Annotated in this window: 11 protein-coding genes; 9 read left to right on the top strand and 2 right to left on the bottom strand. The window is 68.5% G+C overall.

Going from position 1 to position 11,438, the window contains the following annotated elements; translation table 11 throughout:
* The first annotated feature begins 12 nt into the window (after positions 1 to 12).
* The 6 genes from H504_RS0123425 (at position 13) to H504_RS0123450 (ending at position 6,404) form a co-directional block, all read left to right on the top strand.
* A complete protein-coding gene (locus H504_RS0123425; RefSeq protein ID WP_026424761.1) occupies positions 13 to 1,188 on the top strand; it encodes a hypothetical protein in 1,176 nt (391 codons plus the stop codon).
* A gap of 30 nt (positions 1,189 to 1,218) precedes the next feature.
* A complete protein-coding gene (locus tag H504_RS0123430) occupies positions 1,219 to 1,896 on the top strand; it encodes an ESX secretion-associated protein EspG (RefSeq protein WP_169735447.1) in 678 nt (225 codons plus the stop codon).
* An 81-nt stretch (positions 1,897 to 1,977) separates the two neighbouring features.
* Positions 1,978 to 3,069: a hypothetical protein gene (locus H504_RS0123435; protein WP_026424763.1), complete on the top strand. Its 1,092-nt coding sequence runs from the start codon at positions 1,978 to 1,980 to the stop codon at positions 3,067 to 3,069.
* Positions 3,066 to 4,220 (top strand): toxic anion resistance protein, encoded by a 1,155-nt coding sequence (locus H504_RS0123440; protein WP_026424764.1) that lies wholly within the window; start codon positions 3,066 to 3,068, stop codon positions 4,218 to 4,220. The genes H504_RS0123435 and H504_RS0123440 overlap by 4 nt, the downstream gene beginning before the upstream one ends.
* On the top strand, positions 4,217 to 5,824 hold the full coding sequence (locus H504_RS0123445; RefSeq protein WP_035305645.1) for a VWA domain-containing protein: 1,608 nt from the start codon (positions 4,217 to 4,219) through the stop codon (positions 5,822 to 5,824). Before H504_RS0123440 ends, H504_RS0123445 begins: the two co-directional genes overlap by 4 nt.
* Entirely contained in the window at positions 5,811 to 6,404 is a 594-nt protein-coding gene (locus H504_RS0123450) for a hypothetical protein (RefSeq protein WP_342668793.1), read from the top strand. Before H504_RS0123445 ends, H504_RS0123450 begins: the two co-directional genes overlap by 14 nt.
* Positions 6,405 to 6,823: 419 nt before the next feature.
* Here H504_RS0123450 and radA read toward each other — a convergent pair whose 3' ends face one another.
* Both radA and H504_RS0123460 read right to left on the bottom strand, forming a co-directional pair.
* Positions 6,824 to 8,182, bottom strand: coding sequence for a DNA repair protein RadA (radA, locus tag H504_RS0123455; RefSeq protein WP_026424767.1), 1,359 nt, complete (start codon positions 8,180 to 8,182; stop codon positions 6,824 to 6,826).
* A 30-nt stretch (positions 8,183 to 8,212) separates the two neighbouring features.
* Positions 8,213 to 8,905 carry a hypothetical protein gene (locus H504_RS0123460; RefSeq protein WP_051386181.1) on the bottom strand — a complete coding sequence of 231 codons (693 nt, stop codon included), beginning with the start codon at positions 8,903 to 8,905 and terminating at the stop codon, positions 8,213 to 8,215.
* 306 nt (positions 8,906 to 9,211) lie between these two features.
* On the opposite strand from H504_RS0123460, the gene H504_RS0123465 reads away from it, so the two are divergent.
* Genes H504_RS0123465 through ispF form a run of 3 tightly spaced genes read left to right on the top strand, consistent with a single transcriptional unit; the run spans position 9,212 to position 10,945 of the window.
* A complete protein-coding gene (locus H504_RS0123465; protein ID WP_018682461.1) occupies positions 9,212 to 9,703 on the top strand; it encodes a CarD family transcriptional regulator in 492 nt (163 codons plus the stop codon).
* Positions 9,704 to 9,749: 46 nt separating this feature from the next.
* The gene (gene ispD / locus H504_RS0123470; protein ID WP_051386182.1) at positions 9,750 to 10,481 is read left to right on the top strand and encodes a 2-C-methyl-D-erythritol 4-phosphate cytidylyltransferase; all 732 of its coding nucleotides are present in this window, start codon (positions 9,750 to 9,752) and stop codon (positions 10,479 to 10,481) included.
* Positions 10,478 to 10,945: a 2-C-methyl-D-erythritol 2,4-cyclodiphosphate synthase gene (gene ispF, locus H504_RS0123475; protein WP_026424770.1), complete on the top strand. Its 468-nt coding sequence runs from the start codon at positions 10,478 to 10,480 to the stop codon at positions 10,943 to 10,945. The genes ispD and ispF overlap by 4 nt, the downstream gene beginning before the upstream one ends.
* Positions 10,946 to 11,438 lie beyond the last annotated feature (493 nt).

Consider the following 11,438-nt stretch of genomic DNA (forward strand, 5'->3'; position numbering starts at 1 on the left):
GCGTTGGTCGAGATGACTGGTCAGGACATCTACGACAACTTCCGCGACGGCCGAGGCGGCGGACGCCTGGTGGAAGCCGCGGACCTGGTCCGCGAGGTCGCCGGGGAGTACGACGAGTGGGCGAACGACATGCGCCTGCTCACACGGGCCATGGAGGAGATCTGGGAGGGCGACGCGAGTGGCGCGGCTTCCCGTGGGGCAGGACCGCTCGCGGTGGAGCACGAACTGGCCCAGCCACCGCTGACCTCGGTGCAGGATCTGACGATGCGGCAGGTTGGTTCATTCGAGTCCGCGCGGAGCGCGGTCCAGCCGATACCGGCCCTGCCCGCGCAACCGGACTTCTGGCCCAGTGTGCTGGGCGGTGACAAGGACAGCTACGAAGCCAAGATCCGCGCGCACTACGAGGCGAACGCCAACAACGTGGCGGTGATGCAGTCCTATGAGGACGCTTCCATGTACAACGCGTCGTCGTTGCCGACCTCATTCGGAAACATCAGCATCGACGAGGCCAAGGTCGCTCTTGAACCAGGTGCGCACCAACGTCCCGAACAAGCAGATGTGCCGCAAGTCGTTGTCCACGACCGCCCTGCGCGCCGACCGGACCAGCGGATACCCGATCGGCCGGTGTCGGTTCCTGCCCGGCAGCCGGTGCGCGGTCCCCAGGCCGAGTCAAAGCCGGAGTCCATCGACGAGCCTGGCACCACGAGTGCGCCGCACAACGCGGAAACCCGTCCGTCGATTCACGAGCCTGTCTCAGTCAACAGTCCGGTAGTGATTCAGCAGACTGGCGCCCAGGGCAGCACACTCGACGCACCAACGACAGCCTCCGGTCCCGGCAACGGCATACCAACGCAGTTGCCCGCACGGCCAATGCCGATAGGGCAAGCGCCAGTCGGTCCGTTTGACACGCTCGGTGCCGAGCCCGATCGGCCCGCCATTCCGCCGAAGCCGGTTGAGTCGGTGGTCGAGCGGAGCAGAGGATTCGGACCCGAGGGTGCTTCCCGACCATCGCCCGCCGAGACGGCCAGGCGGCAGACGTACCCCGTGGCGCCGTCTGGGGTGGGGAAGCGGCGGGGTGAGGATGAGGTGGAGAGGGTTGCTCCGGCGTATTTGGTGGAGGGGGATCCGGAGGGGGTATTCGGGTCGGATGAGGTTACGGCGCCGTCGGTTATTGGGTTGGGGGAGTGAGGGTTGCTGGATGGGGCGCTGGTGGTTTCGGTGGACGCGCTTCGGCGGGTGGTGGCGGCGGAGGGGCTTGGGGAGTTGCACGTGACGTTGGCGCCGACGCCGGTGTGGGTGCCGAAGGGGTCTGAGCGGGCGGGGTACGCGCGGGCGGTGGCGGAGTTGCGGGGGTCGGGGAAGGTCGACGGGGATCGGGTCGACGCGGATTTGTTGGCGACGTTCGCCGTGTTGTGCAGGCCGCACGTGGAGTATTACGGGTGGATTTCGACGGGGGATCAGACGACGGCGGTGTTGGTGGCGGCGGCCGGGCGGGACGCGGTGGTGGCGGTGCGGGCGCAGGGGGCGGTCCACTTGCGGCCGACCAGTCCGGACCGGTTGGCGGACACGTTGGTGGCGCAGACGCCGGATGTGCGGGCGGCGCGGGGGCGGGCGGTGACGGTGACGCCGGTGGAGCCGTCGCGGCGGTTCACCAGTTCGGCGCGGCGGCCGCCGGAGGTGTTGGCGGCGCAGCGGATCGTGGACCTGCCGGTGACCGGCGGGGGGCAGTTGTACGCGGCGGTCGGGCGGCGGCGGGCGGCGAACCCGGTGCGGTATGTGGATTCCGTGGCCGGTCGGTGGCTGAATGTGACATTGCCGGACGAGCGGGTGGTGATCGCGCCGGGGAGTCGGCGGGCGCTGGCGGACCGGTTGCGCGCACTGCACGAAACGCTCTAAGACGTCGCCCGACGTTCATGCTGGGTTCATCTTGCTGGGTGACCCGCCGGCGTCCTATGGACAAGGGCGAGGAGGGGGCGCGTGAAACGTCGAATCAGCATCGGGCTGGCCGTGGTGCTGCTGGCGGCCGTGGTGGTCACGATCATCATCCAGTCCGGTGGTGACGACGGCCCGGCGCAGCCGCAGGTGGCGACGGTGCACGGGGTGGGCGGGTCGGAGAAGGCGGCGTTCTTCGCCGACGAGCGGGTCGTGCGGGCCTTCGCGGGCCACGGGCTGAAGGTCGAGTTCGATTCCGCCGGTTCCCGGCAAATCGCCACCACGGTGGACCTCTCGCGGTACGACTTCGCGTTCCCGTCGTCCACTCCGGCGGCACAGAAAATCCAGCAGGACAAGAAGATCACCACCGTCTACACGCCGTTCTTCTCGCCGATGGCGGTGGCCACGTTCGCGCCGATCGTCGATTTGCTGACCGCGCAGGGAATCGTGCGCAACGGGCCGGGGAACTACCAGGTGCTCGACATCGCCAAATACCTGGAGCTGACCGGGAAAGCGACGCGCTGGGACCAACTGCCGAACAACACGGCGTACCCGGCGCGGAAGAACGTGCTGATCACCACGACGGATCCGCGCAACTCCAACTCGGCCGCGATGTACCTGTCCGCGGCGTCCTTCGTGGCGAACGGGAACAACGTGGTCAGCACGCCGGAGGCCGAGGCGAAGGTGCTGCCGGAGATGACGAAGCTGTTCCTCGACCAGGGCTACACGCAGAACAGCAGCGAAGGGCCGTTCGAGGACTACCTCGCCGCGGGCATGGGCAAATCGCCGTTGGTGATGATTTACGAATCGCAGTACGTCGACCGGGAAGTGCGCGGCGACGGCTCGATACAGCCCACCATGCGGCTGCTCTACCCGTCACCGACCGTGCTGTCCAAGCACACCCTGATCCCGCTCAAGGGGGCGGGCGACCAGGTCGGCAGGCTGCTCAGCACCGATCCGGAGCTGGTGAAGCTGGCCGCCCAGTTCGGGTTCCGCACCAGTGACCCGAAGGTGTTCACCCAACTGGTGGCCGACCACAAGCTCGCCGTGCCGACCGACCTGGTCGACGTGGTGGAGCCGCCCAGTTACGAGACGTTGGAGCGCATGCTCGACGCGATAGGGAAGCAGTACCGGTGAACGAGTTGGCGTTGAGCCCGCCTGATCCGGTCGACCCCGTTCCGGTCGACCGCGCCGCGGGACTCATCCCGATCGATGACGCGACCAGGAAAGCCGCCGAGGAACGGGCCGAGCGGTTCACCGCGGAACTGGTCGCGCTCGACCCGCGTTCGCCGGATTTCACCGACAAGGTCGACGGGATCCTCTCGGTCGGTGAATCGGACATGCGGGTCGCGGCGGGTATCGCGTCGAACCTGCTGGACCGTTCGGTGGACGCGTTGGCGGGCGCTCAGGGCAGGCGTTCCGGGCCGGAACAACGGATCACCACGAGCCTCGTCGAGCTGCGTCGCACAGTGACGGAACTCGACCCGATTATCACCCAACGCAAACTTCTGGGCCTGATCCCGTTGGGAAACCAGGGAAAACGCCTTCTAGAGCGGTACCAGGCCGCGAACACGCCGATCAACCTGCTCATCGTCGACCTCCGGTCGCGCCAGGACCAACTCCGCCGCGACAACGCCTCGATCAAGGGGGAACGGGCGCGGCTCTGGGAGAACATGGGCAAGTTGGCGGAGGCGGCGACATTCGCCGAGGCGTTGGACGGCGCGGTGGACCGACAGGCGGGCGTGCTCGACTACGCCGACCCGGAGGCCGCGAAATCGCTGCGGTCCGACGTGCTGTTGCCGGTCCGCCAACGACATCAGGACGTGCTCACTCAACTCGCCGTGTGCGCGCAGGGCTATCTCGCGCTGGACCTGTTGCGCCGCAACAACGACGAGCTGATCCGCGGCGTCGAGCGGGCGTGCTCGACGACGGTGTCCGCGCTGCGTATCGCATTGGTGATCAGCGGCGCGCTGGCCAACCAGCGGGCCGCGCAGGAGGAGATCGACGCGCTGCGTGGCACGACCGACGACCTGATGCGGGTGAACAGCGGATTGTTGGCCAAACAGAGCGACCAGATTCAGCAGGCGAGCACCGACCCGGCGGTCGGTGTCGCCACCATCCGCGAGTCGTTCGACCAGATCTTCCGCGCGATCGACGCGGTGGACGAGTTCCGGGCGGGCGCCACGCAGAGCATGGCGACCACGGTCGCGGCGCTGACCGGGGAGTTGCGGCGCGCCGAGGGGCACCTGCGCCGCTCGCACGACGGTGAGATCGGGGGACGACAGTGAAGCGGTTGATCGCGGGCATCGCGGCCATCGCGTTGGTGCTGACCGGGTGTTCGTCGGAGGACACACCGGCGGAGAGCAAGGCGGAACCCGGGAAGCTGCGCATCCTCGCGGGCAGCGAACTGGCCGACCTCAAGCCGATCCTGGACCAGGCCGCGCAAGCGACCGGTGTGCGGGTCGAGTTCACCTTCACCGGCACGCTGGAGGGCTCGGAGACGCTGGCCAGCGGGAAGGCGGACGGCAAGTACGACGCGGTGTGGTTCTCGTCGAACCGCTACCCGCAGGCCATCCCGGACGCCGCGCGCAGGCTGGGCAACCAGGTCAAGATCATGAACTCGCCGGTGGTGCTGGGCCTGGCGAAGTCGAAGGCGGAGGCGCTCGGCTGGGCGGGCAAGCCGGTGACCTGGTCGGACATCGCGAAGGCGGCCGAGGCGGGCAAGTTCAGCTACGGCATGACCGACCCGTCCGCCTCCAACTCCGGCTTCTCCGCGCTGGTCGGCGTCGCGTCCGCGCTGGCGGGCACCGGGTCGGCGATCAGCGCGGCCCAGGTCGGCGCGGTCACCCCGGAGCTGAAGAAGTTCTTCGCGGCGCAGGCGATGAGCGCGGGATCGTCGGGATGGCTGTCCGACGCGTACCAGCGACGCGCGACCGGGCAGGATCCCGGGCAGAAGATCGACGGCTTGATCAATTATGAGTCGGTCCTGCTGACGTTGAACGCTTCTGGTTCGCTTCCTGAGCCGTTGTCGCTGATTTATCCGTCGGACGGGGTGGTCACCGCCGACTACCCGTTGACCTTGTTGACATCGGCGAGTGAGGCGGCGCGGAACGATCACCAGAAGCTGACCGACTACCTGCGGGTGCCTGATGTGCAGCGCGACATCATGTCGCGGACGCATCGGCGGCCCGCGATCCCGAATGTGGGTCTGACGCCGGAGTTCGGTGGGCAGACGTTGGTCGAGCTGCCGTTCCCGGCTACGCAGGACGCTTTCGACGCGTTGTTGTCGGCCTACTTCGATCAGATTCGGCGGCCGTCGCGGACAGTCTATGTGGTGGACACCTCGGGGTCCATGGAAGGCGATCGGATTGATGGGCTGCGCTCGGCGTTGTCTGGGCTCACCGGCGCTAGCAATGACCTTGTTGGGCGGTTTCGGCGGTTCCACGGGCGCGAAGAGGTGACGTTCATCCCGTTCAACACGACGCCGAGCCAGCCGATATCGTTCACGATTCCGCAGACCGGGCAGCAGGCTGAGCTCGATCGGATCAAGTCTACGGTCGAGTCGCTCAGCGCGGGGGGTGGGACGGCGATCTACGACAGCCTGAATCGCGCGTACGACCTGCTCGCGAGTGAGCCTGACAGTGGGCGTTTCACCTCGATCGTGCTGATGACTGATGGGGAGAACAACAACGGGACTGACCTGGCGGGGTTTCAGCAGGCCCTGGCGGGGCGGTCTGCTCGGCTCAAGGGGGTGCCGATTTTTCCGATTCTGTTTGGTGAGGGTAGCCAGGACGAGATGAACACCCTTGCGCGGGTTACCGGCGGCAAGGCGTTTGACGCGCGTAATTCTGATCTGCAGCACGTCTTTCAGGAGATCCGTGGCTATCAGTGAGTACCTCGGGTCCACCAAGAACCTCGCGGGGTGCGTGGGTGGGCTGGTTGGGGTTGGCCTGCACTTCAGCGGGCTGGTGACCGGGGTTTTGTGGGTGCCTGTTGTGGTTGTGCTGTATGCGGCGGGGGCGTTGGTGGGGCCGCCGGAGCGGGTGCGCCTCACAGTGGATCCCACTGCCGAGGCTGCGGCGTTGAGGTCTGATCTGGACGCGTTGCTGGCGAAAGTGACGGCTGCCCAGTCGCGGCTGCCGGAGGGGACACTCGCTCAACTCGATCGAATTGCCGACTATTTGCGGCCCGCGTTGGATCGGCCCGCTGAACTGGCTGGAGATCCGGAGACTGGGCACAGTTTGATTCGGCTGATTCGGACGGATATTCCGTTGGCGGTTGAGGGGTATTTGAATCTGCCTTGGTGGATGTCGGTGGGGAAGAAGGGGCCCGCTGAGGAGTTAGGGACTCAGTTGGGATTGCTTGAAGCGGATGCTAAAGCGGTTAGTACGGCGTTCTTTGCGGATGATGTGCGGAGGCAGGCGGATCATACGCGGTATTTGGAGGATCGGGCGGGGGACGAGGAGGGGTAGTCACTGGGCCTCGGCTGCTCCTCGGGGGTCGGCCTGGTCGCCTTTGGCGACGCCGGCGCTTGGGCGCCAGATAAAGCGGGGGTGCCCGTTGTGGTGAAGTTGTTTTGTTTGGGGCCCCTAGCGGTGGCCTGGGTAAGGCTACAAGGCGGGGCCGCTGGAAAGCGTGGCCTTACCCGCCTGCCGGCTTAGGCCACCGCTTCCCCCAAACAAAACAACTTCACCACAACGGGCGGTTGGGATCGGCGGGTTTCGAGGCGCGCGGGGTGGGCTGGCGGCCTTTGTCGATTTAGGGCGGGTTTTGAGGCGCGCGGTGCTGGTTGGTCGTGGTGGGTTGTGGTGCGGTGGTTTGTTGGGTGGCGGTGCGGGGTGGCAGGGGTGGTTCTCGCTGTTGCGAAGGGGGCGGGTTGGTGGGGTGGTTGTTAGGCGCGGAGGACTTGGAGGTTGTGCATGGCGGAGGCGAGGTCGGTGATGGGGCGGACTTCGATGCCGTCGGGCATGTCGCCGGAGTCGAGGGGGACTAGGGCCTTGGTGAAACCCAGGCGGACGGCTTCGGTGAGGCGGGCGCGGACGCCGCTGACTCGGCGGACTTCGCCTGCCAGGCCGACTTCGCCGAGGACCACCAGGTCGGGCGGGAGGGCCACGTCTCGGGCGGCGGTGGCGACGGAGAGGGCGATGGCGAGGTCGGCGGCGGGTTCGGGGATCTTCATGCCGCCTACGGTGGCGGTGAAGACGTCGGCGTCGCCCAGGCGGATGCCGCCTCGGCGTTCCAGGACGGCGAGGACCATGGCCACGCGGGCGGAGTCCAGGCCGGAGACGGCGCGGCGGGGGGTGCCGAGGTGGGATTTGGCGACGAGGGACTGGACTTCGCCGAGGAGGGGGCGTTTGCCTTCCACGGCCACGGTCACGGCTGTTCCGGCGACGCCGGTGTCGCGGCGGTTGAGGAAGAGGCCGGAAGGGTCTGGGACACCGACGATGCCACGGTCCACCAACTCGAAGCAGCCGACCTCGTCGGCGGGGCCGAAGCGGTTTTTGATGCCGCGCAACAACCTCAGGGCGGAGTGGCGGTCGCCTTCGAAGTGGAGGACCACGTCGACGAGGTGTTCCAGTACGCGGGGGCCTGCGATGGAACCCTCTTTGGTGACGTGGCCGACCAGCAGGACGGGGAGGCCGCGTTCCTTGGCGAGAGCGACAAGAGCGGCTGTGACGGCGCGGATCTGGGTGACGCCGCCAGGGGCTCCGTCTACGGCGGGAGACGACATCGTCTGTACTGAGTCGACCACCAAGAGGCCCGGCGATACGGCGTCGACGTGCCCCAGCAGCGATGCGACGTCGCTCTCCGCGGCCAGGAACATGGACTTGTGGACGTTGCCGGTGCGTTCGGCGCGGAGGCGGACCTGGCCTGCCGACTCCTCCCCGGTCACATACAGGGTTGGACCGTAATCCCCGTCGCGGGCGGCCCAGCGGTAGGCGACTTCCAGCAGGAGGGTGGATTTGCCGACGCCGGGTTCACCGGCCAGCAGGACGACCGCGCCGGGGACCAGGCCACCGCCGAGGACGCGGTCGAGCTCGGGTACGCCGGTCTGGCGGGCCTTGGCCGACTCGATGTCGACCTCGGCGATGGGGCGGGCCGGGGAACTGGGCGCGCCCGCGGCCACCTTGACCCGGGGGGCGCCGACTTCCTCCAGGCTGCCCCAGGTCTGGCACTCGGGGCAGCGGCCGAACCACTTGGCCACGGTGTGGCCGCATTCGGCGCAGCGGTAGTTGGACTTGGTGACCACTCAGCGCACGGTACGGGCCGGGACCGACACTCAGCCCTCGCGGGACCCGGTCGGCGCGGCGATCGGGAGGTTCACGGTGACCGGGCCCGCCTGCTGGAACACGAACGTCACCGGGACGGTCTTGCCCGGGAAAAGCCGCAGGGTGAGGCCCTTCAGCACGATCTTGCCCTTGCCCAGCTCGACGGTGGTGGTCGTCGTGGGGGCGGTGGTGGTCGTCGCCGTGGTCGTCGTGGTCGGGGCGGAGCTGGTGGACGACGGCTTGCCGGTGGTGGTCGCGGCGCTGGTCGTCGACGGGGTGGTGGTCGTGGTGGTCGATGGGGTCGGCGTGGTGGGGGCGACGGACTTGCCGTCGGCGGTCTTGCCCACCTCGCCGATGACCACGGCGGTGCGGCCGGGCAGGTTCACGTCGCCGTCGACCTGGACGGAGGTGGCGACGGGGCTGGAGACGTCGACCAGCTTGTCGGCGGTGCCCGCGGAGTTGACGATCGACAGCGTGAGCGGGGCGTCGGAGCCCTCGGCGTACGAACCGTCGGCGGGGTAGGCGAGCATCGCGTCGCGGATGGCGATGTTGCCCGCCTGGGCGAGCGCGCCGTTCACCGCGGGGAGCTGCGAGTCGGTCTGGGTGATCTGGCCCGAGCTGCACGCCGCCGTCGCCAGGACCGCGGCGAGGCCTGCGACGCCGAGGCGCAACCGTCCGGTCGGGTTCTGCTGTGCACGGCTCACTGGTGCTCCTGCGTCAATAGCGGACTTTCACCTACCGGCACAGGAGCCTAGTCGGGCCGGGTGCCCGCACCCGCGCGCGGGCACGGAATCACCCACCAGGTGTCGTCGGTCTCACCTCGGCCGGTGGCCGGAGATCGACATGCCCGCTCGCGTGCGGCTCAGCCGGGCTGAGTACGCGCGCGCGTCTCTTGTCAACCCCCGACTGTTCCCTGATCTGGCCCTTGACCTGCACAGACGTTCACGGGCTCATCTCCTGGGTGGTGGGACTCGTGTTAAGCTGGGGATAGCGAAAGGGGCAGAGGACACATGGTTTTCAAGGTCGGAGAGACCGTCGTCTACCCGCACCACGGTGCCGCACTCATCGAAGCGATCGAGACCCGCGTGATCAAGGGCGAGGAGAAGAAGTACCTCGTCCTCAAGGTCGCGCAGGGCGACCTCACGGTTCGCGTCCCCGCAGACAACGCCGAGATCGTCGGTGTGCGGGATGTCGTGGGCCAAGAGGGCCTCAACCGCGTGTTCGACGTGTTGCGCGCTCCGCACACCGAGGAGCCGACCAACTGGTCGCGTCGGTACAAGGCCAACCTGGAGAAGCTCGCCTCCGGCGATGTGAACAAGGTGGCCGAAGTGGTGCGAGACCTCTGGCGGCGGGAGAAGGATCGCGGCCTGTCCGCAGGCGAGAAGCGGATGCTGGCCAAGGCGCGGCAGATACTGGTCAGCGAGCTGGCGCTGGCCGAGGGTACCGACGAGGACAAGGCCGAGGTCCTGCTGGACGAAGTCCTGGCCACCGCGACCGTCTGAGACCGCACGTCCCGACCGGGCTGGACCCGGCCCGACTGAGACATGCATGACACCTCCAACAGGCACGACTCACCTGGACACGACCAACCCGGTCGCGGTGGCCCTGGTCCCCGCGGCGGGCCGGGGCGAACGCCTCGGGTTCGGCGTGCCCAAAGCACTGGTCCCGGTTCGCGGGACCGCTCTGCTCACCCATGCCGTGCGCGGCCTGCTCACCGCGGGCTGCGTGCGGCATGTCGTGGTCGCGGCCCCGCCGAACGAGGTGGAGAGCACCGCTGACCTGCTGCGGAGCGCCGGTCTGGCCGCCGACGTCGTACCCGGTGGCACCGATCGGACCGAGTCGGTCCGGCTGGCCCTGCGGCACGCTACCAAGGTCATCCCCGACATCAGCGTGGTGCTGGTGCACGACGCTGCGCGCGCGTTCACGCCGGCCGAGGTGATCCGATCCGTGGTGGCCGCGGTCGCGGCAGGCGCCCCCGCCGTGATCCCGGTACTCCCGATGGCCGACACGGTCAAACAGGTTGATTTCACGGGCACCGTCCTCGCCACCCCCGACCGAGCCGCGCTGCGCGTCGTACAAACCCCGCAGGGCTTCGACGTCGACACCCTGACCAGGGCATACGCCGAGGCAGGCGACTCGGCGACGGACGACGCGGGCCTGGTGGAGAAGATCGGCGTCCCGGTCGCCACCGTCCCCGGCCACGCCTATGCGATGAAAATCACAACCCCCTTTGACCTGGCGATAGCCGAATCGGTGCTGTCCACCGGAGCGCGCCCGTGAGAGTCGGCATCGGCACCGATGTTCACCCGATCGACGTAGACCGCGAGTGCTGGATCGCGGGCCTGCACTGGCCCAACACCCCCGGCTGCCTCGGCGACTCAGACGGCGACGTCGCCGCACACGCCCTGTGCGACGCCCTGCTGTCCGCCGCGGGACTGGGCGACCTGGGCGCCGTATTCGGAACCGGCGACCCGCGCTGGGCAGGCGCGCACGGGGTAGTACTGCTCGGCGAGGTTCGTACCCGGATCGAGGCGGCCGGCTATCGAGTCGGCAACGCGGCGGTCCAGGTCATCGGCACCCAACCGAAGATCGGCAAACGGCGGACGGAGGCCCAGGAGGCCCTGTCGGCCGCTGTGGGCGGCCCGGTGTCCGTGTCAGGCACGACGACGGACGGCCTAGGCCTGACCGGCCGCGGCGAGGGCATCGCAGCGATCGCCACGGTCCTGCTGCTCCCCACGGCCTGAGCAGCGCCGCACCGTCCCCTCAGCAGGCCTTCACCCTGGCGATCAGCGCCAACTTCGACTCAGTCACCCCGCACGGTCCGCAGACCCAAACCGACCAGGTCACAGGCCGACACAACCAATCGCCACCCGCACTCGCCAACCCAACCGCCAACTCTTACCGCACCCCCCACCGGGCGCAGCCCGGCCCCCACCCTTCCCGGGGGGCGTCCCCGAGGCCAGTCTACCGGTTGGGCATGATCAGCAGGAGCTGCGTCGAGGGGCTGTGGAAAGCCGGGCGGGGTGTGGACAACTCGCCAAGGTGTCAGGCGGCTGAGGAGCGTTGCGAGTTCTTGCCTCGCTCGTTTGCGAGGGGCGAGGGGCGAGGGGCGAGGGGCGAGGGGCGAGGGGCGAGGGGCGAGGGGCGACGGGCGACGGGCGACGGGCGACGGGCGACGGGCGACGGGCGACGGGCGACGGGCGACGGGCGACGGGCGACGGGCGACGGGCGACGGGC

The sequence above is a fragment of the Actinokineospora inagensis DSM 44258 genome (genome assembly GCF_000482865.1).
In the GTDB taxonomy this organism is placed as follows: Bacteria; Actinomycetota; Actinomycetes; order Mycobacteriales; family Pseudonocardiaceae; genus Actinokineospora; species Actinokineospora inagensis.

What these genes read in the sequence shown, in the direction of transcription:
- H504_RS0123465 (WP_018682461.1), top strand. Translation starts at nt 9,212, where the DNA reads ATGGTTTTCAAGGTCGGAGAGACCGTCGTCTACCCGCACCACGGTGCC.
- ispD (WP_051386182.1), top strand. Translation starts at nt 9,750, where the DNA reads ATGACACCTCCAACAGGCACGACTCACCTGGACACGACCAACCCGGTC.
- H504_RS0123425 (WP_026424761.1), top strand. Translation starts at nt 13, where the DNA reads ATGACTGGTCAGGACATCTACGACAACTTCCGCGACGGCCGAGGCGGC.